Consider the following 25,273-nt stretch of genomic DNA (forward strand, 5'->3'; position numbering starts at 1 on the left):
CAACTAGAGAAACGCATAAGGCCTCGAAGTTCATCTTCAAAGCCATGGATGATAATGATTATCGTTATTTTTCGCAATCAAAGGGTGGGGTTGTCTCTCCCTCGCCGAGGGTTCGCTGCATCATAATGGTGTTAACCCAACGCCCATGCTTGAAACCGACGCCGGTCAGTTGCCCGATGACGTGAAATCCGAGCGACTGATGGAGCCTCAGTGAGGCGATATTTTCGCTGTTACCGATGACCGCCATCATCTGACGCCAGCCGCCGCGTTCGGCGCGCAAAATCGCCTCGGCCATCAGGCTTTTTCCCACGCCTTTACCCTGGTGCGCTTCGGCGATATATACCGAACCTTCTACGGTAAATCGGTAGGCATAGCGTGGCCGGTAGGGTGAGAGATAGCAGTAGCCTAAGACTTGCCCAAATTGGCGTGCAACCAGATAGGGCAAACCTTTGCCGAGCACGTTTCTGCGGCGCAGCAGCATCTCCTCGAGCGTCGGCGCTTCGGTCTCGAAGCTCGACAATCCGTGGATCACGTGATGTGCATAAATCTTCTGCACTTCCACCATATCCGCTTCGCTGGCATCGCACAGCTCAAGGGCATTTTCTGTGTAACTCTCGGGTAACATAGCGTTTTCTCGATATCATTGATTGCGTTGTTTTCAAGAGTAAAGTAAACAGTTAACTTAATGTAGCTTTGTCAACTTATCATCGGCATAAGAAAAACTTTGGTATGAACCGACACCCCTCGCCCAAACTGAATCTCGAACAGCTCGCGACCTTCGAACTGGTGGTTCGCCACGGCAGTTTTTCGGCGGCCGCCGAGCAGCTCGGACTGACCCAGCCTGCGGTCAGCCTGCAAGTCCGTCAGTTAGAAAAATACTTCAACCTCAAACTGCTCGAACGCATCGCCAAGCGCATGAAGCCGACCTCGGCAGGCAGCACGTTACTTGAGCATATCGCGCAACTCGACAACAGCGTCGAGCTCGCGCTGCGCGCAATGGCGGTCCACGCACAAGGAGTCAGCGGACAGGTCACGTTAGGCACCGGGGCGACGGCCTGTATTCATTTACTGCCTGAATTACTCGGTCAACTTAAGGTCGACTGGCCAGATCTCGAGGTGAGCGTCAGGATTGGAAATACCGACGAGATAACCCGTGCCGTTGAGGAGAACCGTTTGGATCTCGGGTTGGTTACCCTTCCCGCCGCGGGAAAAAATATGTCGATAACGCCCCTGTATCGCGAGCAGTTTGTGCTGATTGGCCCAGAACGCCACGACACGGACCTGTCTTCACTCACGCCCGAACGGCTATGCGGCCTGCCGCTGGTCTTGTTCGAAACAGGCAGCAGTACGCGATTGCTGATCGACAACTGGTTTCAGTTACAAGGCTTGAAACCCCGTCCGGTCATGGAGCTGGGCAGTATCGAGGCGATAAAACAGATGGTGAGTAACGGGCTAGGCTATAGCATTGTCCCGCAGCTGGCGCTGCGCGGTGAATCAGCGGGATGCGGACTGGCTCAGTGTCCGCTCCAGCCGACGCTGGAAAGGCAGCTGGCGCTGGTTCTCAGGCAGGACAAGCCGCTGAATAAAGGGCTGAAAAAGCTTATCGACAAACTGATGTCGAGACCTATAAGTAAAACTGATTATGTGATTTGAAACTCCTCTTTGCCTTTCACTCTGGCCTCCCCCTATTATCTTCGCAGGCTAAGGCTTGAAATATTCAGGCCCCTGCTGCCCAGCACCTCGTTTTCTCTCTTTTTGCCGCAGAGCATGTTTTATGACTGATTCAGTTGTTGCCGCACCCTTAACTTTCCGTCGTTCGTTATTAGCCGTCCTCGGACTGGCGCTGGTACTGATGCTGTCCGCCCTGGATCAAACGGTTATCGGCAATGCGATGCCGTATATCGTGGCCGACCTGGGTAATTTCGACCTCTACGCCTGGGTTGCCACCAGTTATCTGCTGACCTCGATCATCACCGTGCCGATTTTTGGCCGCCTGGGCGATTACTATGGCCGCAAATATTTCGTCATTGCCGCAACGCTGCTGTTCACTCTCTCCTCTGCGCTCTGCTCCTTTGCGGGCACCATGCAGACGCTTATTCTCTGGCGCGCGGTGCAGGGCATTGCGGGCGGTATGTTGGTCGGCACCGCCTTTGCCTGCATCCCCGAACTGTTCCCCGATACTCGACAACGCCTGCGTTGGCAGATTCTTTTCAGTACGGCGTTCAGCATCGTGAATGCGCTAGGTCCAACGCTCGGCGGGATCCTGACCGAGCAATACGGTTGGCGTTCGGTGTTTTATCTTAACCTGCCGCTGGGTGCGCTGGCGCTGGTGGTGTCGTGGATTTATCTGCCCTATATCAAGCCGCCCAAGAAGGCCGCGATTCGCCTCGACTGGCTGGGCGCACTGCTGATTATGTGCGCGCTGGGCAGCATGCAGCTGTTGGCGGAGTTTTTACCGAGCAACGGTTCGGCCTTCTCGCTGATTGGCCTGATGCTGGCCTGCGGACTCAGTGCAGCGCTGTTGGTATATCAACAACGACGTGCTCATTCGCCTATCCTGCCACCGGCGCTCTTCGCCATCGGTCCGGTTAAGCAACTATTTACTATTTCGATATTAATCGGTGCGGTGCTGTTTACCCTGCTCTACTTTATGCCGCTGCTGTTTCAGGGGGGATACGGATATTCGCCGAAGCAGGCGGCGTGGCTGGTCACACCGATGGGTGTGAGCATTACTGTCAGCGCGATTATCAATGGTCGTATTGTGACCCGCATGAATAACCCGATGCGTCTGCCGCAGATGGGCTTTCTGGTCGCCGCCAGCGCCTGTGCACTGCTGGCGTTGCTCGGCAGTCGTGGACACTTCGGCGTACTGATGGGACTGATGATGATGGCGGGGATCGGCATTGGTTTCATCCTGCTGAACGTGACCATTTTTATTCAGACGCTGGCACCGCGTGAATTTCTCGGCATTGCCACCGCCCTGACCCAGTCTCTTCGTCTGGTCGGCGGCCTGCTTGGGACGGCGCTGACTGGCGCAGCCGTGACGAAGTGGTACAGCGTTCACGTGGCAGGCAAGCTGCTGGACGGCAGCAACGCTGTGCTTCCCGAGTCGGTTCAGCGGCATTTTGCCGACCCGCAGGTGCTGTTGCAGCCGGTGGCCGCGCAGTTTGTGTCGTATTATCCACTCGCTCGCAGCGCCATGGTCAACGCGATTGATATAGGTCTGGCAGTCTGTGCCTTACTGGCATTATTGGCCTTTTGGCAGTCAACCCGCCTGCCGCTGATTCAATTTCCCGGGGTAGCGGTGAAACAGACGCAGAAACCTCAAGAATCTTGAGTAAAAAGCGCGTTAAGTCTGAGATTTTTGACTGTTAGCGATTACACTAGGTATCACTTTCCTCAAAGGGATACCAAAGCAATGAAAAGACTGACACAGCAGGACATGACGGAAAGCGAGCAACGCGAGTTAAAAACGCAGCTAGACAGGGCGAGAAAGGCCCAGGGACGTGATCTGACCAATTCGGAAAACAACCGCATTAAAGACGATTATATTGATGCATTAATGGCTGAAAAAGAGAAAGTCGCCAGCAAAGCGCGAGCAGAAAAACGCCGTGCCAAAGCCAATGCCACGCCAAGCACTTCGGCAACTTATGACTGGACTGCCAGAACCCATCCTCGCGGCCGTCGCTAAACAAGATTTTTGCATTAAAAAAGGGCAGCTTCGGCTGCCCTTTTTTTTTGGCGGATTCTCCCCCCCGTATTAGATCAAACGAAAGCCGTGAGTATCATCACGTTCGAGCTGCGCCACCAAACCTTTCTCCCAATCCTGATAGGCCTGTATTGCCTCAGGGCTGGCGTCGTCTTGCTCATGCTGACGCAGGTATTTGTCGCGTGGATTCTGCAAATACGGCGAATCGCCGTGCTCCAGCGGGCGCTGTTCATCGATCCATTTAAGCGTGCCGCCGTGGAGTAAATAGGTCGGTGATCCCGTCAACTCCGCCACTTCGGTGACGGCGTAACGCGCCAGAAAACCGCTGCCACAGGTCACTACCCAGCGTTTATAGGCTGGACGCTGCGACAACGTCTGCGGCAGCTGGCTGCGTGCGGTAAAAACCGCACCGGGAATGCGACGGTTACGAAAATTGGCGCTAAGCGTCAGGTCCACTATCCCGGTTTCCCCTTCCTCAAGCCACTGTTGCAGCTGCTGGCCATCAATACTTTCAATCGCAGGAACCGGTGCCGAGGTGACAGTCCCGTTACCTGATTCGGTAAACAGTGCCTCAGGCTTGCCGCCGTCGGCCAGCACGAAGGCGTCCCAGTTCAACTGGGCCAAACGTGACGCCGCGAGATTCGCCCTTACGCCGTCGTTATCGATAAGCACCACGCGTGCCCCACGTACGCTGGCAAACTGGTCGATGGACTGCGTCAGTCTGTCTCCCGGGACATTACGCGCACCCGGCAAATGACCGGCCTGAAACTCTTCGGGGCTGCGCACGTCGAACAGATAAAGTGTGCGTTGGCCATCGGCCTGCCACTGGATAAACTGCGCTAAATCGATCTGCTGAGCCCCAGTGCGTGCCGCCCATTCACGAGCGATTTCCGGCGCGCTTTCTTGTGGCGCAGAAGGCTGATGATGATATTCGGCCCACGCGGCAAAGGCTTTGCTCTGTGAATTAAGATCGGTAAAAACCTCACCCCCCGCCTCTTTCCAACCGGCGAGGTCGCCCGCCAACAGTGCCACATCGACATATCCCAGCGCCTTAAGTCGCTGATACGCGACTTCAGCCAGCCGCGTTCCGGTGCGCGGGTTATAACGTTGTCCGTTGTCATACAGCGTGATAGTGGTGCTACGACGCGGTATGCGGTCAAGCACCTCAATCTCCAGCTTCGACAGCGGCAGATTGGTGGCAAATAGCGGATGACCGGTGCCGAAATCGGCCTCTTCACGCAGATCAACGATAGCCACTTCCTGACCATTGCGCAGCGCCTGAGTCAGTTCGGCAGTGTGGCGTAAGGGAATTGAATTTAGAGAATCAGACATAGGACGTGCTCCACGCATCGAAGGCTCGGAATGAGACAATGATATGCAGGCTAGCACCGGGCCTGAGGATGCAAAATTCATATTATCGCTAACCAAATGTTAAATTTTGATTTCTCAGCGCGGACCAGGCTGTCTAAGGTAAATCTCGTCTGCCATCTGATGTGGTGAGGGTTATTAACAGCGGGAGTATCAGCCATGAGCGTTCAATTTATTGGGATGATCGGCCATCGATTAGCCTCGGAGACTATTGCGCCCACTGGGCCAGTGTTTGATAAGCAATATATTGCCGACTTCGCAAAAGCCCACGAAAATGCCGGATTCGACCGAGTTCTGGTGGCCTATGGGTCCGATCAACCCGATGGTTTTCTGGTGACTGCTCACGCAGGCGCCAGTACCTCGAGAATTAAATTCCTGCTGGCTCATCGCCCAGGATTCGTTGAACCGACGCTTGCCGCACGCAAGCTGGCAACGCTTGATAACCTCCTCGACGGGCGTTTGGCAGTGCACATCATCAGCGGAGGCAGTGATGCCGAGCAGCGCCGCGACGGAGATTTCCTCGACAAAGCCCAGCGCTACGCCCGCACCGAAGAGTTTTTGCAGGTGATTAAAAAGAGTTGGTATTCGGATAAGGGCTATAACCACCGGGGCGAATTCTATCAGGCTGAAAATGCCTTCACGCAGATAAAACCCCACCAGCCTCGTTTACCGATTTACTTCGGTGGGTCCTCTGATGACGCTATCCGCGTGGCCGGGAAACACGCCGACGTGTTCGCACTTTGGGGTGAACCGCTCGCCAGCGCGTCCGAAACGGTCAACGCGGTCAAGGCAGAGGCTGAGCGCTATGGCCGTGAGGTAGGCTTCAGCATTTCATTCCGCCCTATCTTGGGTCGCACCGAGGAAGAAGCATGGCAAAAGGCTGAAATCATACGCGCCCAAGCCAAGGCCCAGCTGGAAAAGAACGGCGTGAACCTCGGTCAGGCCAAACCACAGAGCGTGGGAGCTCAACGGCTGCTCGATGCGGTAGCGAAAGGCGATCGTCTGGATAACCATCTCTGGACCGGTATCGCGGCGCTGGTCGGCGGCAGCTCGAATTCGACCGCGCTGGTCGGTACGCCGGAACAAGTCTCGGATGCGCTGCTGAAATACTACGACCTCGGCATCGAGACTTTCCTGATACGCGGCTTTGATCCGCTTAATGACGCCGTGGAATACGGGCGCGAACTTATTCCTCTCACGCGACAGAAAATTGCCGCACACAAACAGCAGGCGTTAAAGGAAAGTCTTCCGGCGGCGCATGCAGAATGGTAATGGGAACACGAATGATATCTTTAGGTTATCGACTCGCTGGACTGAGTCTGTTGGCGGCACTTTCACTCTCATCGCTGACCGCTCACGCGGCAGAAATCACACTGCGTATTGCGGATCAGAAAGGCAATATGCGCGCCCAGCTTGAGGCCGCTAATAAGCTGCAAAATTTGCCCTATAAGATTGAATGGTCTGAGTTCCCCGCCGCTGCCCCGCTCGCCGAGGCGCTTAACGCGCAGGCGGTGGACATTGGTGTGATTGGCGATGCGCCGCTATTGTTTGCCGAAGCGGCCGGTGCGCAAGTCAAGGCGATTGCCGTCGATAAGTCAGACGCTTACGGCACGGCGCTTATCGTGCGCGCCGACAGTCCTATTCACAGCGCCGCCGACCTGAAAGGCAAAAGCATCGCCACCAACAAGGGATCGATTGGCCACTTTGTCGCGCTAAAGGCCTTAGCCTCTGCGGGCCTCACCGCCAAAGATGTGACCTTCAGATTCCTTCAGCCGAGCGACGCCAAACTGGCGCTGGTGCAGGGATCGGTTGACGTCTGGGCGACGTGGGAACCTTACACCGCCTTTGCCGAAACGCAGGACTCTCTTAAGGTGGCGGTAAACGGACGCGGATTGTGGTCGGGCAACAGCTTTATCGCCGCGACCGACCGCGCGCTGAATGACAAGCAAAAACGCGCTGCCATTGCCGACTATGTGCAGCGACTTGCCGAGGCACAGGTGTGGGCGCACCAGCATCTGGATACTTACAGTCAGACGCTGTCGAAAATCATCGGCTTCCCGCCTGAGGCCGCCAGGCTGTCCTATGGGCGCAGCAACGCCCGCTGGCAGTCGCTCGATGACAAGACGATTGCGCAGCAGCAGCAGACCGCCGATTTTTACCAGCAGGCGGGATTATTGCCGGTAAGAGTTGACGTTAAAGGGACATTTGATCGGAGTTTTATCATTCAGTAATGGCCTTAAATGGCCATTGTTTTAGGTTTCTTTTTTTGGGCAAGAGTGTGTGGCGTGTTTGCTGGGCGGCTGCCCTGGACCTGCTTTTTAGGTCAAAGGCACGCGCCTTGCGCGCTGGGCGCGTGCCCTTGACCTAAGAAATTAAATTCAAACCCTAAATTTGATAATCAATCACCACGTCACTGTCGTTCTGCGGCTGTTTAAAGACTTTCTCTTTAATCTCATTGATCGACAAACTCTGATTACACAATTCAATAAATCGCCAGACATAGTTACGTTGTAACTGCGAACGCTTGAGGCCCAGCCAAACGGTGTTGGCTTCGAAAAGGTGCTCGGCGTTAATCAGTTGCAGACCCCGGTCACGGTCGGCGTCGAAGGCTTTATCCGCCAAAATCCCGACACCCAGCCCCAGCTCCACGTAGGTCTTGATAACGTCGGAGTCCTGCGCGCTGAGCACGATGTCCGGGTTAAGCCCGTGTTGCTCGAAGGCGCTGTCTATTCTCGAACGTCCGGTAATCCCCTGACGATAGGTCACCAGCGAGTATTCGGCGAGCTGCTGCAAGGTCACCGGCTGCTGGTCCAGCAACGGGTGGCCATCCGGCACCAGGATGGCGTGATGCCAACGGTAATACGGAAACGAGGCGACGGAAGGATCGTTAATGAGCTTCTCACTGGCGATCGCCACGTCGGCCTGACCACTGAGCAACATCGCCAGCACTTCCTGCGGCGAGCCCTGATGCAGCTCGAGACGCACGGCCGGATACACCGAACGAAACGCCTTAATAACCCTCGGCAGACTGTAACGCGCCTGAGTGTGCGTGGTCGCTATGGTCAATACACCCGCATCTTCTTTAGAGAAGATATCGGCCAGGCGACGGATGTTTTGCGCTTCATTCAGAATACGCTCGGCGACGGAAAGCAGTTCTTTGCCCGGCTCGGTCAAACCCAGTAACCGTTTGCCGCGACGAATAAAAATCTCAACCCCAAGCTCGTCTTCCAGTTCGCGGATATGACGACTCACCCCCGACTGTGAAGTGAAAAGCATGTTCGACACTTCAGTCAGGTTGTAATTGCATCGCGCTGATTCCCGAATAATTTTTAGCTGTTGGAAATTCACCGTGAACCCCTAATTAGTTATACTTGCCTCTATTGTTACGTCCGTGTAACCAATAGGACAAATACGAAAAAAAAGTTACTTATGCTTTTTACTAATAAGGGTTGTTTCTTTATGCCTTAAACTCGTGAGGATTAGGCCGGTACTGGCGTGACTACCGGTTGTCCGCTGAAATGGGCGTTCAAGTTCTCGAGCACCTGTTTCATCATGTTTGACATCGCCTCGGGAGAACGCCCCGCGACGTGAGGCGTAAGCACCAGATTCCCGGTGATGCCTACCAACTCTTCCGGCACCTCAGGCTCACCGGCAAGCACGTCAAGCGCCGCGCCAGCGATAGTGTGATTATTCAGACTCTCGATCACCGCCCGCGTATCAACCACCGTGCCGCGCGCAATATTGATGAGATATCCCCGTGGCCCGAGTTCGCGTAGCACCTCGGCATCAATCAGATTGAGAGTCTCTTTCCCTCCCGGTGTCGCCACGACCAGATAGTCTGCCCAACGCGCCAGTGACTGACGGCTGTCAAAATATTGGTACCGGCTGTCTGCCACAGGACGGCGATTGAAATACCCTACCGGCATATCGAATCCTCCGGCGCAGCGATGAGCAATCTGCATACCTATATTGCCCAAACCAATGATGCCCAACTTTTTGCCAAACATGCCGGGGGTTACGATGCGCGAGCGCGCCCACTGCCCGGTGCGCACGCGATGGTCGAAGTCGGGAATATTGCGAGTGATGGCCAGCATCAGTGCCAAAGTGTGGTCGGCAACCGCTGAATTATTGGTACCGGGGCCGTGCGTCACCTGAATATTACGCGCTCTGGCAGCCGCTATATCAATCTGTTCAAAACCCACGCCCTGCGCGCAGATAATCTCGAGTTTGGGCATCGCGTCCATCTGCTCGGCGGTGAGACCAATTGAACCCACGGTCAATACCGCGCGAATTTTTGCCGCGACATCGGCTGGCAGATTATTACGGTCTTTCGGCGTCAGTGCGAAATGCAGCGCAAAACCTGCGGCCTCATAGTGGGCCGGAAACCCGGCGTCCATCTCAAAATGACATAATAAATCGATTTTCATGAATGTCCCCCTTCGAAAATAACCGTCAGCAAAAAGGTGCGGTAAATCATTTTGTTGTGCACCCGATTGCGAGCAACTTCGCGTCAAAAATAGACAGGAAAAAAAGACTTAGCAGGCTATTAACTATCCTGTAACAACCTCAACTTGTACAGGATTTCGCCCAAAACATCTGTTTCAAGGTGCGTTTGTAAAACCAGCGTCTACACTCCAACTATGCGCTTTGCAGATTTCTTGCTTGTTTACTCTCCTGGAGAACTATCAACGATGGCCAAAGCCCCACCCAAAAAAGTTGTTAAACCCACGGCTTCAGTTACCCCTCCTATCAAACCTCAGGCGCAGGTCGATGTTGAAGTTACCGAGCAGGGTGTCCGCCTGATCCATCCCTACAGCGATGGTGAATTGGTTAAAAATTTCGACAGCGGGCATAAAACGCGCGTCCGTGAGGGACTGCCAGTGCCTCTGGGCGCAACCTGGGACGGCCTCGGCGTAAACTTTGCGCTGTTCTCGGCGAACGCCACTAAAGTAGAACTTTGTCTGTTTAATGAAGAAGGCGAAGAGTATGACCGCATCGAATTGCCGGAGTATACCGACGAGGTCTGGCACGGTTATCTCCCCGATGCCCGGCCCGGCATGCTCTATGGTTACCGCGTTCACGGGCCTTATGCCCCGCACGACGGACACCGTTTTAATCCCGCCAAGCTGCTGTTAGACCCTTATGCCAAGCAGATTGTCGGCGATTTAAAATGGGACGATACCCTGTTTGCCTACGACATGGAAAGCGACAAAAAAGACCTGCATTTGGATGACCGCGACAGCGCACCCTTTTTACCGAAGTGTCGGGTTATCGATCCGGCGTTTTCATGGGCGCGCTCGCGTAAGAACCCGGTTCCCTGGGAAAAAACCATCATTTATGAGACGCACGTTCGCGGTTACACTATGCGCCACCCCGCCGTGCCGGAGCACCTGCGCGGCACCTTTTCGGCCATGACCACCCCACAGATTGTCGATTACATTAAATCTCTCGGCGTGACTTCGATCGAACTGATGCCTATTCATGCATTCACCGACGACCGTCATTTGCAGGAAAAAGGGCTGCACAACTATTGGGGCTACAACACGCTAAGCTTCTTTGCGCCGCATCCTCAATATATGGCAACGCACACCATCAACGAATTCAAGCAGATGATAGCCACCCTGCATGCCGCTGAAATCGAGGTTATCCTCGACGTGGTTTACAACCACACGGCGGAGGGCAACGAGCTTGGCCCAACGCTTTCTTTTAAAGGCATCGATAACGCCAGTTATTATCGTCTGATGCCGGAAAACAGGCGCTACTACATCAATGATACGGGCACTGGCAATACGCTGAACCTCAGCCATCCACGCGTGCTGCAAATGGTGACTGACTCCCTGCGCTATTGGGCGACCGAGATGCAGGTTGACGGTTTCCGCTTCGACCTTGCCACCATTCTTGGCCGCGAAAGTTACGGTTTCGATGAAGGCTGTGGGTTCCTCGACACCTGCCGTCAGGACCCGATACTGAGCCAGTGTAAGCTGATTGCAGAGCCCTGGGACTGCGGACCGGGCGGCTATCAGGTCGGTGGTTTTCCTCCGGGATGGGTGGAATGGAACGACCGCTTCCGCGATTCGGTACGAAAATTTTGGCGCGGCGACGAAGGACAGCTGGCCCAGTTTGCTACCCGTCTTTCCGGTTCGGCCGATATTTTCAACCATCGTGGGCGCAAACCTTACGCCTCGGTCAACTTTATTACCGCGCACGACGGTTTCACCCTCAATGACCTTGTGTCCTATCAGGACAAGCACAACGAAGAGAACGGGGAAGACAGCAAGGACGGAACCGACAACAATATTTCGGCCAACTATGGCGTCGAAGGCCAGACGGACGATCCTGCTATCAATGAACTCAGGCTTCGGCAGATGCGAAACATGTTGGCGACGCTGTTTTTCTCGCAGGGAACGCCAATGTTGCTGGCCGGCGACGAGTTTGCCCGCTCGCAGAACGGCAACAACAATGCCTACTGCCAGGACACGCCAATTGCGTGGGTTAACTGGAATATCGAGGACAAAGGGCGTTCACTCATCCTCTTCACCTATCGGTTGATTGCCCTGCGTGCCAGGTTTCCTATTCTGCATCGCGGTCGCTTCCTGACAGGTCAGGTGCATGAAAAACTGAATGTAAAAGACGTCAGTTGGTTCCAGCCGAATGCTGAAGAGATGAATGACGAAGCCTGGGGAGATGCGCACGCCAAGAGCATTGGTATGTTGCTGGACGGGCGCGCTCAGCCTACCGGTTTGACTCGCTATGGTTCACTGAGCACGGTACTTCTCCTGTTTAACGCGGCTCACGAGGACGTGGTGTTCTCGCTGCCTTCCGTGGCACACGGCGAAAGCTGGCGGCATATTCTCGACACCTACCAACCAGACGACATCAACGAGCGCAACTTCGAGTTTGGCAGTCAATACACCTGCCCATCACGCAGCGTGGTGCTGTTTGAATTGATGAGTCTGCCTAAATAACGTCCCTCTTCGAGCGAGCCCCTTCAACGCCCGGTTAGTACAACGGGCGTTTACAGATTGCCGTGCATCAACCACGCCTTGAGCCCGAGCGCATCGTGATAATGCGAGTAACCGCGCGGCCCACCGGTTATCACCATCAGGACGTCCTGCCCCTTGATGCGGGTATAGATAATCAAACAGTGTCCGGCCTGATCGGTATAGCCGGTTTTCTGTAGCACAATATTCCAGGTTTTATTGTTAATTAGCCCGTCAGAACTGCGATACACCAGCTGGCCGTGCCCCGGATGCACCACATCGCGTTTATCGGTCGAAAGCTGGCGGATAAGCGCATAGCGGTACGCGTGCTTGGCCATAATCGCCAGGTCATGCGCCGAGGCGGTGTTACGCGGGGTTAATCCGGTCGGATCGTAAAAATGCGTGTGGGTCATGCCATAGGCTCGCGCTTTACGATTCATCTGGCGAACAAAAGCACGGCGGCCGCCGGGATAGTAGCGACTGAGCGCGGCAGCGGCACGGTTCTCTGAAGACATCAGCGCGATGTGCAGCATGTCCTTGCGCGACAGCACAGAACCTATCGTTAAACGTGAATGCGTTAGCTTGAGCAAGTCTCTGTCGGCGGGCGTAACGGTGATTTTTTGCTTCAGCGACTGGTGGCTGTCGAGCACCACCATCGCGGTCATCAGCTTGGTTAGCGAGGCTATGGGGTAAGCACGGGTGGCGTTCTTTTGATACAGTACGCGACCGTTGGTGGCATTCATGACCAGTACCGACCGTGAAAGCATAGGGGGATAAACCTTGGCCGAGGCGCTGTAGGAAGTGACACACAGCAGGCTAAACAGCGGAACGGTGAGACGGGCAAATCCTGAACGAACAATGCGGGAAAAAAATGACATAACAACCATAAGACGATTAAAAATGAATTAATGACTTCAACAACTCAGAGACCAACCAGCCGCATTCCTGAAGACGATGCAGGAGATCGTTTTATTGACGATACGCAGTAAAGCTCTCCCTGACGCCAAATAGTGCCCAACTTGGCAGAGGTGACCAAAAGGTAAATTGTAAAAAAATCGTTGCATAGGGACGACAACCCCGCAGAATCAGGACTTTGTGTACCACTTTTAAGACACATCTTAGAAATAGCCAGTTCAGTTTACTTAACATCCGCAGTGGGATTCAAAACAAGACGTCGAGCCCCGGCAAAATACGCTCTCACAGGGGCTCGATGAGTCATGACAAGAATACGCAGGCTTGTAGAGGTGGGTTACTTTTATTTCTCGGCTTTGCGCAGATAGGCTTTGAACTGCGGGGTCATGGTAATTTTGAAGCCGTCTTTTTCCTTAGTGATCAAATACACCGCAAGATGCTCTTTTTCGGCCAACGCCAGGGCTTTTTTAGTACCTAACACCATCAGGCCAGTATCCCAGCCGTCGGCCTCGAGTGCTGTCGGTGCAATCACCGTTGCCGAGACCAGTTTGTGGGTAATAGGGCGTCCGGTTTCGGGGTCGATGATGTGCGAGAGGCGCTTACCGTCCAGCTCATAGTAGTTGCGATAACTGCCCGAGGTGCTTATCCCCATCCCCTGCAGGTCAACAATGGCCTCCACCGCATCTTCTTTGTCGGTCGGTTTCTGGATAGCAACCTGCCACGGTTTGCCTTCAGGGTTTCTGCCGCGAGAAACGACTGCGCCGCCCACGGAGACCAAATAGTTGCTGACACCGTTGCCCTCTACCAGTCTCGCAAGGTGATCGGTGGCATAACCCTCGCCAACGGTTGAGAGATCAACGTACATATTGGCTTTGTCTTTCTGCAAATAGTCTCCGTCCACGGTCTCGATGACCTTGAGATGCGAAAGCCCAATCTCGGCCTTGGCGGCATCTATCTGCTCCTGGGTTGGCATCTTGACAGGCTCTTTGGTCGGGCCAAATCCCCAAAGATTGACCAGTGGGCCGACGGTAATGTCCATCTCGCCACCGGTCTTTTTGCCGATGCGCAGCGCAGTGACAATGGCGTCGGCCATGCCGGAGCTGACAGGCTGCGGATCGGTACCGTTATATTGGTTAAAGCGCGAAAGAACAGAGTCGTTCTTATAGGTTGAAAGCTCGTGGTCGTCTTCTTTCAGCTGGTCTTCAATCTGTTTGCGCAACTCCGGTTCCCGGCTTTTATCCAGCCCGACCATGCTGACGCGATAGTAGGTGCCCATGGTTTGACCGGAGATAACGACTGCCGACTGGCTTGGGCTGTTGGTTGGACCGCAGGCGCAAAGCAGCGCAGTTCCGCTCAGAACAAGAGAGGCAGGCAAAAGGTGGCGATTGAACAGCATGTAAACTCACTTAGCAAAACGCAGGGTTAACATAGGGATAAATTAGGTAGGGCCAAGAGTATACAGTTTTTGTTAAACCCTGCGTTAACGGTGCCAACGCTTAAAATGTTACTTCCCGATTGTTTAATTTAGATTTAACGACTGTGTTTGGCGTGCCTTTCCCAGTTCTCCTGCTTAGCCTGAGGCGATTTTTTAAGCGCGACATAGCAGGCTCCTGCCCCGCCGTCCTTGCCGGTTGCCACGCTGAAAGCCTGCACCTCGTCAAGCTGCCTGAGCCATTTGGCGAGATAGCTGCGCACGATATTGGCATGGCTCTCGTCATGCCTGCCACGGCCGTGAACGATCAGCAAGGTGCGTAGATTCTGCGCCTGTGCCTGCAGAAAAAAGCTAAACAGTTCCTGACGACAGGTCTCGACCGGTTTGCGGAGAAGGTTAAGGCTGGCTTCGAGCGGATATTTCCCCTGACGCAGCTTATCCAGGACGCCCTGCTGCACGCCCGCCTGCTTATATTCCAGCGGTTCGGCGCAGTCGATGACGTCAAGAAAGCCGGTAGTCAGAATATTTTCAGGTTCAGTTACGTCCGGCGTCTGAGGCCGTGCCGCTTTTTGATGGTTTTTGAGGTAAACCACCTGATTGTTATCTGAGAGTTTGTGGACGCCGACCATTTCCTGTGAAAACAGAAAATCATCATTTTCATCATCATTTTTCATCGTCACCCTCCCGACGTTTTATTAGATTTTCACGTTCTCAAACCTGACCGGCACCCTGAAGCGGTGACGGTCAGGCTTAAGAACTGAGTGTATAGAAAAAAGTGCAGGCTGCAATATCCTGCCCGACCGCTCTCACCGCTTCAAAGATAAGAATCATATAACTCCCTGTTCCACAGTCTGTTATTTATCGCTCAAAAAAATGGCTTATTGATTTAGGGCTATACTTAGGCCCTGGAGTGGAATAATTCTGATGCTTGGTCGTTTCTGTTTCCATTCATTTTGAGGAGAAATGATGCCGTACCTTGATGACAATCTGGTTGTATTTACTGACCTCGACGGATCGCTGCTAGACCACCACAGCTACGACTGGCAGCCAGCGCAGGAATGGTTGAACACACTGAGTGCGGCGAAGGTTCCGGTGGTTCTAACCACCAGCAAAACGGCGGCCGAGGTCGCAGAACTCCAGAGAAAGTTAGAACTTACTGAGGTACCTTTCATTGCCGAAAATGGTGCGTTGATAGGTTTGCCAGACCGTTGGCAAAAGCACGAATCGTCGACTTCGGGGCACATTATTGGCGCCGCTTACGAAGACATTCGTCATGTTCTGGTCGCGTTACGCCAGCGCTACGATTTTGAATTTCGCGGTTTCGGTGACGTTAACGCCCAGCAGGTGATCGACTGGACCGGGCTTCCGCTTGAGAATGCCAAACTGGCCATGCAGCGCGAAGCCTCTGAACCGATTATCTGGTTTGGTAACAGCCTCGACTTCGCCCGTTTCGAAAAATATCTGCATCAAGAGAAACTGGCTCTTACGCGCGGTGGTCGCTTCTGGCACGTGATGGGGGCCGATGCAGGGAAAGGCCCGGCGGTGAAATGGCTGAGCGACTGCTACGCAGAGAGGGCCGGAAAACCCGTTGTTAGCATCGCACTCGGCGACGGCCCCAACGATATTGGCATGCTTAATGCTTCAGATTATGCGGTGGTCATTCGAGGTCACCATGACCATAAAATGCCAGTCAAAGAAGGTGTAAACGTATTTCGCACCGAACAATACGGTCCCGAAGGCTGGAAAGAGGGACTGGACCACCTTATCGACCGTTAACAGATTCACGTTTTGCCCTGTGTGGTTTTTTTGATGTTCTTTTAAATAAATTGAGGATGCCTATGAGCGAATTTTATCAGGACGGTATCATTACTAATTTTCACAACCTCACGAAAAGAAAATTAGAAGAATTAGAATACGATCTGCAGGTGTTCTCGGGTCGACGCTCGATGGGGCTTATCCTCCCTTCTCTGTTCTCGGAGCTTGAAGGGCCGGCGTTGAGCAAGATTGTTGACGAGTTGACCAAGGTTCCTTACCTGGAAGAGATTGTCATTGGTTTAGATCGCGCAGACCGCGATCAGTTTCTATTTGCACGCGAATTTTTCTCTCGCCTGCCACAACGTCACCGTATTTTGTGGAACGATGGCCCACGCCTGAAGGCGATCGATGAAGAGTTAAAGAAAGAGAACCTTTCGCCAATGGAACCGGGCAAAGGCCGCAATGTGTGGTTTTGCGTCGGTTACACGCTCGCTTCGCGCCGTACCACGGTGGTCGGCCTGCATGATTGTGACATCGTCACTTATAGCCGGGACATGCTGGCTCGCCTGATGTATCCGGTCGCGAACCCTAATTTCCACTATGATTTCTGTAAGGGCTATTACGCGCGAGTGGCTGACGGTAAGTTCAACGGCCGCGTGGGACGCCTGTTGGTGTTTCCACTGCTGAAATCGCTGCAAATCGTTTATGGAAACTCCGAGTTTCTCGAATACCTGCGCAGCTTCCGTTATCCCCTCTCCGGCGAATTCGCTATGCGTACCCACGTACTCAACGATTTGCGCATTCCGAGTGACTGGGGTCTTGAGATTGGCGTGCTGTCGGAGCTGCATCGCAATACGGCCACCAAGCGCATCTGTCAGGTCGATATCGCCGATAACTATGACCACAAACATCAGCCAATGTCTGAAGATGACGCGAGCAATGGCCTACAGCGCATGAGTATCGACATTACCAAGGCACTGTATCGCAAGATGGCGATTCTGGGCGTGCCGATCACCAGCGAATCGTTCCGCATTCTCAAAGCCACCTACTACCGCAACGCGTTGGACATGATTGACGGCTTCGAGCATGACGCGCGAATGAACGGCCTGAAGTTTGACCGCCACAGCGAAGAGTCGGCGGTTGAGCTGTTCTCAGGGGCAATCATGGAAGCCGGTTTGGCATTCGTCGATACGCCGAGTGAAAAGCCGTTTATTCCGAGCTGGAGCCGCGTTCAGTCGGCGTTCCCGGACATGCTGGAACGTATTCACGATGCGGTAGAAGAAGACAACAAAGGTAACGTTTAAGATAAGACCGGGCGTCACAGGATTTATTGTGACGCCCTACTGCTTAATAGATTTATCCGTTCACAATTTTATTACATTATTCTGCCGCAATTAATCAGCGATAAATTAATAGTCATAATTTCTACGCGTACGGTATTGTGACCCGCTGATTTAAAACCCTATTTGATTAAAATTAATTTCAGCCGCCAGCGGTCAATAACTCCCACGAGTTATTTTCGCCATTTCACCTGCACTTATTGACACACTTCCTGCTTATGGCCTGTCAAAAATAACATTGCAATAACATCAATCCGTATTAGTACGAAATACCCGACAAACCTAAAATGTTGGCATGAAATTTGATTTCACAGCGCGTGAAAATCACAACTTACTGAATAAAATGAATTTTAAATTAACGTCGCGCCTGCGCTTATTTTGCCCGGCCTGTTTACTCCGCCTGCAAAAATCGATCAACCTTTGCTCCAATCCGCGTTGCCGGGATGCAAAAAAATTGACGTAAACGAGACTCTTTTTATATATTCGCCTAAGAGTTCTGGCCGAAATGACCGCTTATTTGTCGTTAGATCAAAAAATATTTATAAAAAACCCCTTAAAAATCGTGGTTTTTAACTAAATACCTCTTTCGGGACAAAACTTACACTTATCACTCATTGCAAAAGATGTTAAAATTGACGCATATCAATATTGCGAGAGCGAAACCTATGATCCCGGAAAAACGTATTATTCGGCGTATCCAATCTGGTGGTTGTGCAATTCACTGCCAGGATTGCAGCATCAGTCAGCTGTGTATTCCCTTCACTTTGAATGAGCATGAGTTAGACCAACTCGACAACATTATCGAGCGTAAAAAACCGATTCAAAAAGGGCAGACTCTTTTTAAAGCCGGTGACGAACTCAAGTCTCTCTATGCTATCCGTTCCGGCACCATCAAGAGTTACACCATCACAGAACAAGGTGACGAGCAGATTACCGGTTTCCACCTCGCGGGTGACCTGGTTGGCTTTGACGCTATCGCGGGTCTGCAACACCCAAGCTTTGCGCAGGCGCTTGAAACCTCAATGGTTTGCGAAATACCTTTCGAAACGGTCGATGATCTTTCTGGAAAACTGCCAAAACTGCGTCAGCAAATGATGCGGCTGATGAGCGGCGAAATCAAAGGCGACCAAGATATGATCCTACTGCTTTCCAAAAAGAACGCAGAAGAGCGCCTGTCAGCCTTTATCTATAACCTTGCTCGCCGTTTTTCACAGCGCGGCTTCTCGCAGCGCGAGTTTCGCCTGACGATGACGCGCGGCGATATCGGTAATTACCTCGGCCTGACCGTGGAAACGATCAGCCGCCTGCTCGGGCGTTTCCAGAAATCTGGCATGCTCAGCGTAAAAGGTAAATACATTACGATTGAAGACCATAACGCGCTGTCGGTGCTGGCCGGAAACCCTATTTCGCTGGTTTCGTAGCTGCGCTTTCGGGCACCCTGCCCGAGGCGTCAAATACCGGATCAATAATTTGTCTATTTTATTGATTTACTTTATTGATCCGGTTCAATTTATCCTCTGTTCTGTTTGTCCATCCTGGTTTACTCTATAACTATAACGCGGGCTCTTTTCGTCCATCGATAAGGCGACAGCTTAAGCGTTTGCATTTGGCTTCTCTTTTGCGTTCTCTTTTAACGGGTTTTGACTTTCCTTGAGAAAATGGCGCCCTGTGCGCTTTCAATCACAGATGTTAAGGAGGCTCCTTTGGCCAAGTATCAGAACCTTCTGGTCGCTATTGACCCCAACCAGGATGACCAGCCGGCGCTGCGTCGCGCGGTCTATCTTGTTCAACGCAACGGTGGGAAGATCAAAGCCTTCCTGTCGATCTATGATTTTTCCTACGAAATGACCACCATGCTGTCCCCTGAAGAACGCACCGCCATGCGTCAGGGTGTGATAAGCGAAAGAAGCGCATGGATTACAGAACAGTGCCACTACTACGTCGAAGCAGGCATTCCTATCGACATTAAAGTGGTATGGCACAACAAACCCTTTGAAGCCATCATTCACGAGGTCCTTGCCGGACAGCACGACCTGCTGTTGAAAATGGCCCACCAGCACGACCGCCTCGAGTCCGTCATCTTTACGCCTACCGACTGGAATTTGCTGCGCAAATGCCCTTGTCCGGTGTGGATGGTTAAAGACCAACCTTGGCCGGAGGGCGGTAAAGCGGTGGTTGCCGTCAACCTGTCGAGTGAAGAGCCCTATCACGACCCGCTGAACATTAAATTGGTCAAGGAAACCCTTGAGGTCGCCTCGCACGTTAACCAGACCGAGGTTCATCTGGTGGGTGCCTACCCCGTAACCCCTATCAACATTGCCATCGAACTGCCTGATTTCGACCCTAGCGTTTATAACGATGCCATTCGCGGTCAGCACTTGATTGCCATGAAAGCGTTACGACAAAAGTTCCAGCTAGACGAGAAATACACTCACGTTGAAAAAGGACTGCCTGAAGAAGTCATCCCCGATCTGGCTGAGCATTTGCAAGCCGGCGTCGTAGTCTTAGGGTCGATTGGCCGCACGGGACTGTCTGCCGCGTTTCTCGGCAACACTACCGAGCAGGTTATCGATCATTTGAAATGCGACCTGCTGGCGATTAAGCCCGACGATTTTGTCTGCCCTATTTCTCTCGAAGAGAGCGGAGCAAATATCAAGGATACCGACGCCGAATAGCGTTTTCGGTTAGGTTTGGGCAATAAAAAAGCCAGTCATCGCGACTGGCTTTTTTTATCTGGAAACTACAGCATCGCTTAGAGCGCGCGCAGGATCCCTTCGACGCTCTCTTTGGCATCACCAAACAGCATCTGCGTGTTCTCTTTAAAGAACAGCGGGTTCTGAACGCCAGCGTAACCGGTGCTCATAGAACGCTTAAACACGATAACGTTTTGCGCTTTCCACACTTCCAGCACCGGCATACCGGCGATCGGACTGCGTGGGTCTTCCTGCGCGGCTGGGTTAACGGTGTCATTGGCACCGATAACCAGCACCACGTCGGTGTCGCTGAAGTCGTCGTTGATTTCGTCCATCTCGAGCACGATGTCGTAAGGCACCTTCGCCTCAGCCAACAGTACGTTCATGTGGCCTGGCAGACGTCCGGCCACCGGATGAATACCAAAGCGCACTTTCACCCCTTTGGCACGCAGTCGAGCCGTAATATCCTGAACCGGATACTGCGCCTGCGCCACCGCCATGCCGTAGCCAGGGGTGATAATGACCGAGGAGGCGTTTTTCAGCATATCTGCCACGTCTTCCGCGTTAATTTCACGATACTCGCCCATTTCCTGGTCATCGCCAGTCGAGGAGCTGTCGGTACCGAAACCACCGGCAATAACGCTGATAAACGAACGATTCATCGCCTTACACATGATGTAAGACAGAATCGCACCCGAAGAACCGACCAGAGCACCGGTCACGATCAGCAGGTCGTTGCTCAGCATGAAGCCTGCAGCCGCTGCCGCCCAACCTGAGTAGGAGTTCAGCATAGAAACGACAACCGGCATGTCTGCACCGCCAATTGACGAGACCAGATGCCAGCCGAAAGCCAGCGCGATGACGGTCATAATCAGCAGCGCAAACACCTGTGTCCCCACGCTTTCAGCACGGACAAACACGACGAGCAGCAGGAATGACACCACCAGCGCCGCCAGATTCAGCTTGTGACGATGCGGCAGAGCCAGCGGTTTTGAAGAAAAAATACCGCGCAGCTTACCGAACGCAACAATAGATCCGGTGAAGGTCACAGCACCGATGAAGATACCGAGAAACACTTCGACCAGATGGATGTTTTCCATCACTCCGTCCATCGGCACTGCGCCGTGGTCGAGATAGCTGTTGTACCCCACCAGCACCGCAGCGAGACCGACAAAGCTGTGCAAAATCGCAACCAGTTCCGGCATTTGAGTCATTTCGACTTTACGTGCCAGATAGATGCCAATAGCGCCGCCGATAACCATAGCCAGAATAATCCAGCCAACGTGACCGGAGTCAGGGCCAAGGATGGTGACGATAAGCGCGATCGCCATCCCGGTCATGCCAAAGATATTCCCCTGCTTGGACGTCTCATGCTTGGACAGTCCCGCAAGGCTGAAAATAAACAGAATAGCGGCAACAATGTATGCAGCTGTAACTAAACCCCCAGACATATGCTACCCCTTAATTCTTACGAAACATTTTCAGCATGCGCTGAGTGACGGTAAATCCGCCAAATATATTGATACTGGCAATCAGTACCGCCACGAAGGACAGGAAGCTCACCCAGCCGCCGTGCCCAATCTGCAGCAATGCCCCGACCACAATGATGCCGGAAATTGCGTTGGTTACCGCCATCAAAGGCGTATGCAGCGCATGGCTGACGTTCCAGACCACATAGTAGCCAACCACGCAGGAGAGCGCGAAGACGGTAAAGTGGGACAGAAACTCTTTCGGAGCGACATCGGCCAACCAGCCAAACAGCACCACGGCAATCGCCATAATGATGTATTTGGTCCATGGGGAGGCAGGCTTGGCGGCCTCTTTGGCGACAGGGGCTTCAACCTTGGCCGCCTGTGGCTGAGCAGAAACCTGAATCGGCGGAGCCGGCCAAGTCACTTCGCCGGTTTTAACCACAGTCACGCCGCGCACAACGGTATCTTCGAAATCGATCTCGATTTCTCCGTTTTTCTCTTTGCACAGCAGTTTCAGCAGGTTAACTAAGTTAGTACCGTACAGCTGGGAAGACTGGGTCGGCAAACGGCTTGGCAAATCGGTGTAACCGATGATTTTCACGCCGTTCGGGGTCACTGTGATGGTATCCGCGACAGTCAGCTCACAGTTGCCGCCGGTTTGCGCCGCGAGGTCAACAATCACGCTGCCCGACTTCATGGATTCAACCATTTCGCGGGTAATCAGCTTAGGTGCCGGACGGCCTGGGATAAGCGCGGTGGTGACAATGATGTCAACTTCTTCCGCCTGAGCAGCAAACAGCGCCATCTCGGCCTTGATAAAGGCCTCAGACATGACTTTGGCATAGCCGTCGCCGTTGCCTGCTTCTTCTTCGAAGTCGAGCTCGAGGAACTCGGCGCCCATACTTTGAACTTGTTCTTTTACTTCAGGACGCGTATCGAAGGCGCGCACGATGGCACCCAGGCTGCCCGCAGCACCGATAGCAGCCAGACCGGCAACGCCCGCACCGATGATCATCACTTTGGCAGGAGGAACTTTACCTGCGGCCGTAATCTGACCGGTAAAGAAGCGTCCGAATTCGTGTGCGGCCTCAACGATTGCGCGATAGCCTGCGATGTTGGCCATCGAGCTGAGGGCGTCCATTGACTGTGCACGAGAGATACGCGGTACAGAGTCCATTGCCAGCGCAGTGACGTTGCGTTCAGCCAGTTTCTGAATCAGCTCAGGATTTTGGGCTGGCCAGATAAAGCTCACCAGCGTGGAGCCTGCCTGCAGCTTTTCGATTTCGTCGTCCAGAGGGGCATTGACCTTCATGACGATGTCGGAATGCCAGACGGCGTCTCCCGCTTCAACCGTAGCACCGGCTGCTTCATAAGCCGCGTCGTCAAAACTGGCCAGTTTACCTGCGCCCTGCTCAATGGCGACTGTAAAGCCGAGTTTCAGCAGTTGTTCCACCGTTTTCGGTGTTGCTGCAACGCGGGCTTCATTGGTCAACCGTTCTCTTGGTATACCAATACGCATAATTATTCCCTTCACCCTTTTATTTGATGATGCATATCATCGATGTAGATACAAAAATTAAAAACCTGTCGGCTTGTTTCGCCGAAATACTGACGGAATTTTCAGGCCGGCTATAACCTACTGAATATCGGGTTAATAAGCTATAAGGAAACCGCATTAATGAGGATTAAATCACCTAAAAACGGCATAAGCCTCGATAGCACTGCAAAGCCGGTAATTTTCATATTTAATTCACTTCAATGAGGTAAAAATACCAGATGAATCACTCTTGCATGATGATGTCTATTCGCCAACGGCGGGCACAAAAGTGAGGAAAATGTAAATAATTAACATTTATTTCACTTATTTACTCCATCACGAAACTTATATAAGTTATCAGGGCAAAATAAAGTGACCAGGCTAGCGATTACAGACTTAAAGCATTTAAAAAATTACTAAAGCGCTCGCCATTATTACATGCAATAATCGGGAGCTAATCTGTTACACATCAATAATTCAGCATGTTTCAACATTACTGCGCAAGGTGAAAGGATTTTTTATGAAGCAGACGAAAACGATCATCGCATCGGCCGTTGTTTTGTTAATCTCGCAATTCTCTGTTTTGTCTGCAGCACAGGCGGCAGAAGAGATCAGTCCCGAGAAAGCAGCCGCCCTGAAGCCCTTTGATCGCATTGCATTTACTGGCCATTTTAACAATCTGGGCGATGCCTCTGATGAAGCATCTAAACGCGCCGACGATAAAGGCGCGGATTACTTCTATATTCTGGACACTAACAGTGTAAGCGAAAGCGGCAACTGGCGCGTAGTTGCCGACCTTTATCATAAAGATGCGCCTAAGGTCAGCCCAAAGCCGGTGCTTAACAGCGTTAACGGCGTTAGCGGCGTGAAACAGCTGCCAAAAGAAGTGGCCTATGAGTTAGAGCCTTTCGATACCGTTACCGTCAGCGGCCTGTTCCACAGCCAGCCTGACGTCATTCAGGCTATTGCTGAGGCCGCAAAAGCCAAAGGGGCTTACTCCTTCTTCATCGTACGCCAGATTGATGCCAATAACGGCGGCAATCAGTACGTGACTGCCTTTGTTTACAAAAAAGATGCGCGTAAGCGTGTGACTCAAAGCCCGGATGCTATCCCGTACAACTCTGACGCAGGTCGTGCAGCGCTGGCAGCCGGCGGTGCCGCAGCCAAGAAAGTTGAAATCCCGGGTGTGGCATCTTCAGAAAGCCCAAGCCGCGATGTAGGCCTGTTCTTCCAGACACAGTCTTCAACCGGTAAGCGTTACTCTGTCACTCTGCCAGACGGCAAGAAAATCGAAGAAGTGAACAACGTGACTGCGGCACAGATGACGCCGTTCTCTACCGTGACCTTCACCGGCCACTTCAACAGCATCACCGACGTCTCTGAAGAAGTCGCCAAGCGTGCGGCGGATCAGGGTGCTAAGTTCTACCACATCACGCGTCAGTGGCAGAACAAAAGCGGGGGTAACCTCACCGTCACAGCAGACCTGTTCAAATAAGTTTTAATGAGCGCGCAGTGGCTACAGCCGAAGGGCATCACGTCCTTTGGTTGTATCCTTGATAGCGTCAGGCAGGGAACAGCATGGGTAGGGATAACGCTCCCCCTCAGGTCTGAAATAATCAACGACCCGAGGGGCAGTGAAATTAATGTTTTGAGGGGTCTTGCAGTATTTCTACCGCTAAATGCTCATCCTGTTGCGTCAATTTCAGCGGATGTTTGCACTCTTCCTGAATGGCAGCCAGCTGCTCTTCGGTCAAACCATAAGGCAAATGAATATCAACGCTGTAAATATTCTGCTGCTGCGCCAACTCAATCAGTCGAACGATATTGATTTCGTCACTCACCTGCGTCGAGACAACTTGTAACGCTAATGCATTAAGCTTGTCTTGTTTGGATTTTTCCTGGGCTGTGCTTCGCGACCTCAACACCATGCCAAAAAAAGGCAATACGCCGTGGATGGCATCGAGGAAACTCCATTGCTTCTTGCACGATGCGGACAGGTATTCCATGTAGTTAAAGGACGCTTTTTCACTGCGCGCATCGGGTACCAGGCGACTATCAGCCATCTCCATTCCTCT

At 52.8% G+C, this 25,273-nt stretch carries 21 protein-coding genes; 11 read left to right on the top strand and 10 right to left on the bottom strand.

Features of this window, described 5'->3' with window-relative positions; all coding sequences use genetic code 11:
- Positions 1–64: 64 nt before the first annotated feature.
- Positions 65–625: a GNAT family N-acetyltransferase gene (locus O1V65_RS08280; RefSeq protein WP_017493125.1), complete on the bottom strand. Its 561-nt coding sequence runs from the start codon at positions 623–625 to the stop codon at positions 65–67.
- 104 nt (positions 626–729) lie between these two features.
- Between O1V65_RS08280 and O1V65_RS08285 the strand changes: the two genes are divergently transcribed.
- The 3 genes from O1V65_RS08285 (at position 730) to O1V65_RS08295 (ending at position 3,691) form a co-directional block, all read left to right on the top strand.
- The gene (locus O1V65_RS08285) at positions 730–1,653 is read left to right on the top strand and encodes a LysR family transcriptional regulator (protein ID WP_269130409.1); all 924 of its coding nucleotides are present in this window, start codon (positions 730–732) and stop codon (positions 1,651–1,653) included.
- A 121-nt stretch (positions 1,654–1,774) separates the two neighbouring features.
- Positions 1,775–3,337, top strand: coding sequence for an MFS transporter (locus O1V65_RS08290; RefSeq protein ID WP_017493123.1), 1,563 nt, complete (start codon positions 1,775–1,777; stop codon positions 3,335–3,337).
- Positions 3,338–3,418: 81 nt separating this feature from the next.
- A complete protein-coding gene (locus O1V65_RS08295; protein WP_017493122.1) occupies positions 3,419–3,691 on the top strand; it encodes a YjbD family protein in 273 nt (90 codons plus the stop codon).
- A 69-nt stretch (positions 3,692–3,760) separates the two neighbouring features.
- On the opposite strand, the gene O1V65_RS08300 is transcribed toward O1V65_RS08295, so the two are convergent.
- Complete coding sequence (locus tag O1V65_RS08300) at positions 3,761–5,041, bottom strand: rhodanese-like domain-containing protein (RefSeq protein WP_017493121.1); 1,281 nt, start codon at positions 5,039–5,041, stop codon at positions 3,761–3,763.
- A gap of 195 nt (positions 5,042–5,236) precedes the next feature.
- Between O1V65_RS08300 and O1V65_RS08305 the strand changes: the two genes are divergently transcribed.
- Together O1V65_RS08305 and O1V65_RS08310 are read left to right on the top strand one after the other, a co-directional pair.
- Positions 5,237–6,349 carry an LLM class flavin-dependent oxidoreductase gene (locus O1V65_RS08305; RefSeq protein ID WP_017493120.1) on the top strand — a complete coding sequence of 371 codons (1,113 nt, stop codon included), beginning with the start codon at positions 5,237–5,239 and terminating at the stop codon, positions 6,347–6,349.
- Positions 6,350–6,360: 11 nt separating this feature from the next.
- Positions 6,361–7,308, top strand: coding sequence for an ABC transporter substrate-binding protein (locus O1V65_RS08310; protein ID WP_017493119.1), 948 nt, complete (start codon positions 6,361–6,363; stop codon positions 7,306–7,308).
- 154 nt (positions 7,309–7,462) lie between these two features.
- On the opposite strand, the gene cbl is transcribed toward O1V65_RS08310, so the two are convergent.
- Together cbl and O1V65_RS08320 are read right to left on the bottom strand one after the other, a co-directional pair.
- Positions 7,463–8,425 carry an HTH-type transcriptional regulator Cbl gene (gene cbl / locus O1V65_RS08315; protein WP_026110698.1) on the bottom strand — a complete coding sequence of 321 codons (963 nt, stop codon included), beginning with the start codon at positions 8,423–8,425 and terminating at the stop codon, positions 7,463–7,465.
- A 131-nt stretch (positions 8,426–8,556) separates the two neighbouring features.
- Positions 8,557–9,504, bottom strand: a complete 948-nt coding sequence (locus O1V65_RS08320) for a 2-hydroxyacid dehydrogenase (protein WP_084912068.1) — start codon at positions 9,502–9,504, stop codon at positions 8,557–8,559.
- 264 nt (positions 9,505–9,768) lie between these two features.
- Between O1V65_RS08320 and glgX the strand changes: the two genes are divergently transcribed.
- Positions 9,769–12,042, top strand: a complete 2,274-nt coding sequence (gene glgX, locus O1V65_RS08325) for a glycogen debranching protein GlgX (RefSeq protein WP_269130410.1) — start codon at positions 9,769–9,771, stop codon at positions 12,040–12,042.
- Between the two features lie 50 nt (positions 12,043–12,092).
- Here the strand turns inward: glgX and O1V65_RS08330 are convergent, their stop codons facing one another.
- From O1V65_RS08330 to smrA, 3 genes are all read right to left on the bottom strand, one after another.
- On the bottom strand, positions 12,093–12,935 hold the full coding sequence (locus tag O1V65_RS08330) for a serine hydrolase (protein ID WP_026110722.1): 843 nt from the start codon (positions 12,933–12,935) through the stop codon (positions 12,093–12,095).
- 377 nt (positions 12,936–13,312) lie between these two features.
- Positions 13,313–14,365, bottom strand: coding sequence for an FAD:protein FMN transferase ApbE (apbE, locus tag O1V65_RS08335; protein WP_017493264.1), 1,053 nt, complete (start codon positions 14,363–14,365; stop codon positions 13,313–13,315).
- A 134-nt stretch (positions 14,366–14,499) separates the two neighbouring features.
- Positions 14,500–15,075 carry a DNA endonuclease SmrA gene (gene smrA / locus O1V65_RS08340; protein ID WP_269130411.1) on the bottom strand — a complete coding sequence of 192 codons (576 nt, stop codon included), beginning with the start codon at positions 15,073–15,075 and terminating at the stop codon, positions 14,500–14,502.
- 289 nt (positions 15,076–15,364) lie between these two features.
- Here smrA and O1V65_RS08345 point away from each other — a divergent pair, with 289 nt between their 5' ends.
- The 4 genes from O1V65_RS08345 (at position 15,365) to uspE (ending at position 20,171) form a co-directional block, all read left to right on the top strand.
- Positions 15,365–16,177 (top strand): mannosyl-3-phosphoglycerate phosphatase-related protein, encoded by an 813-nt coding sequence (locus O1V65_RS08345; RefSeq protein ID WP_376783481.1) that lies wholly within the window; start codon positions 15,365–15,367, stop codon positions 16,175–16,177.
- A 62-nt stretch (positions 16,178–16,239) separates the two neighbouring features.
- The gene (locus O1V65_RS08350; protein WP_084912071.1) at positions 16,240–17,460 is read left to right on the top strand and encodes a glycosyltransferase family protein; all 1,221 of its coding nucleotides are present in this window, start codon (positions 16,240–16,242) and stop codon (positions 17,458–17,460) included.
- Positions 17,461–18,161: 701 nt separating this feature from the next.
- Positions 18,162–18,917, top strand: a complete 756-nt coding sequence (locus O1V65_RS08355; protein WP_017493260.1) for an FNR family transcription factor — start codon at positions 18,162–18,164, stop codon at positions 18,915–18,917.
- Between the two features lie 282 nt (positions 18,918–19,199).
- Complete coding sequence (gene uspE / locus O1V65_RS08360; protein ID WP_269130412.1) at positions 19,200–20,171, top strand: universal stress protein UspE; 972 nt, start codon at positions 19,200–19,202, stop codon at positions 20,169–20,171.
- 77 nt (positions 20,172–20,248) lie between these two features.
- On the opposite strand, the gene pntB is transcribed toward uspE, so the two are convergent.
- Both pntB and pntA read right to left on the bottom strand, forming a co-directional pair.
- Positions 20,249–21,640, bottom strand: coding sequence for a Re/Si-specific NAD(P)(+) transhydrogenase subunit beta (gene pntB / locus O1V65_RS08365; RefSeq protein WP_017493258.1), 1,392 nt, complete (start codon positions 21,638–21,640; stop codon positions 20,249–20,251).
- Positions 21,641–21,650: 10 nt separating this feature from the next.
- Entirely contained in the window at positions 21,651–23,180 is a 1,530-nt protein-coding gene (gene pntA / locus O1V65_RS08370) for a Re/Si-specific NAD(P)(+) transhydrogenase subunit alpha (RefSeq protein ID WP_165429471.1), read from the bottom strand.
- A 538-nt stretch (positions 23,181–23,718) separates the two neighbouring features.
- Between pntA and ydgH the strand changes: the two genes are divergently transcribed.
- On the top strand, positions 23,719–24,693 hold the full coding sequence (ydgH, locus tag O1V65_RS08375) for a DUF1471 family protein YdgH (RefSeq protein WP_017493256.1): 975 nt from the start codon (positions 23,719–23,721) through the stop codon (positions 24,691–24,693).
- Positions 24,694–24,838: 145 nt separating this feature from the next.
- Here ydgH and O1V65_RS08380 read toward each other — a convergent pair whose 3' ends face one another.
- The gene (locus O1V65_RS08380) at positions 24,839–25,261 is read right to left on the bottom strand and encodes a hypothetical protein (protein WP_017493255.1); all 423 of its coding nucleotides are present in this window, start codon (positions 25,259–25,261) and stop codon (positions 24,839–24,841) included.
- Positions 25,262–25,273 lie beyond the last annotated feature (12 nt).

The organism is Rouxiella badensis (genome assembly GCF_026967515.2).
Lineage (GTDB): Bacteria > Pseudomonadota > Gammaproteobacteria > Enterobacterales > Enterobacteriaceae > Rouxiella > Rouxiella badensis.

Coding starts and splice junctions, on each gene's coding strand:
- O1V65_RS08280 (WP_017493125.1), bottom strand. CDS start 625: ATGTTACCCGAGAGTTACACAGAAAATGCCCTTGAGCTGTGCGATGCC.
- O1V65_RS08285 (WP_269130409.1), top strand. CDS start 730: ATGAACCGACACCCCTCGCCCAAACTGAATCTCGAACAGCTCGCGACC.
- O1V65_RS08290 (WP_017493123.1), top strand. CDS start 1,775: ATGACTGATTCAGTTGTTGCCGCACCCTTAACTTTCCGTCGTTCGTTA.
- O1V65_RS08295 (WP_017493122.1), top strand. CDS start 3,419: ATGAAAAGACTGACACAGCAGGACATGACGGAAAGCGAGCAACGCGAG.
- O1V65_RS08300 (WP_017493121.1), bottom strand. CDS start 5,041: ATGTCTGATTCTCTAAATTCAATTCCCTTACGCCACACTGCCGAACTG.
- O1V65_RS08305 (WP_017493120.1), top strand. CDS start 5,237: ATGAGCGTTCAATTTATTGGGATGATCGGCCATCGATTAGCCTCGGAG.
- O1V65_RS08310 (WP_017493119.1), top strand. CDS start 6,361: ATGATATCTTTAGGTTATCGACTCGCTGGACTGAGTCTGTTGGCGGCA.
- O1V65_RS08320 (WP_084912068.1), bottom strand. CDS start 9,504: ATGAAAATCGATTTATTATGTCATTTTGAGATGGACGCCGGGTTTCCG.
- glgX (WP_269130410.1), top strand. CDS start 9,769: ATGGCCAAAGCCCCACCCAAAAAAGTTGTTAAACCCACGGCTTCAGTT.
- O1V65_RS08330 (WP_026110722.1), bottom strand. CDS start 12,935: ATGTCATTTTTTTCCCGCATTGTTCGTTCAGGATTTGCCCGTCTCACC.
- apbE (WP_017493264.1), bottom strand. CDS start 14,365: ATGCTGTTCAATCGCCACCTTTTGCCTGCCTCTCTTGTTCTGAGCGGA.
- smrA (WP_269130411.1), bottom strand. CDS start 15,075: ATGAAAAATGATGATGAAAATGATGATTTTCTGTTTTCACAGGAAATG.
- O1V65_RS08345 (WP_376783481.1), top strand. CDS start 15,365: ATGATGCCGTACCTTGATGACAATCTGGTTGTATTTACTGACCTCGAC.
- O1V65_RS08350 (WP_084912071.1), top strand. CDS start 16,240: ATGAGCGAATTTTATCAGGACGGTATCATTACTAATTTTCACAACCTC.
- O1V65_RS08355 (WP_017493260.1), top strand. CDS start 18,162: ATGATCCCGGAAAAACGTATTATTCGGCGTATCCAATCTGGTGGTTGT.
- pntB (WP_017493258.1), bottom strand. CDS start 21,640: ATGTCTGGGGGTTTAGTTACAGCTGCATACATTGTTGCCGCTATTCTG.
- pntA (WP_165429471.1), bottom strand. CDS start 23,180: ATGCGTATTGGTATACCAAGAGAACGGTTGACCAATGAAGCCCGCGTT.
- ydgH (WP_017493256.1), top strand. CDS start 23,719: ATGAAGCAGACGAAAACGATCATCGCATCGGCCGTTGTTTTGTTAATC.
- O1V65_RS08380 (WP_017493255.1), bottom strand. CDS start 25,261: ATGGCTGATAGTCGCCTGGTACCCGATGCGCGCAGTGAAAAAGCGTCC.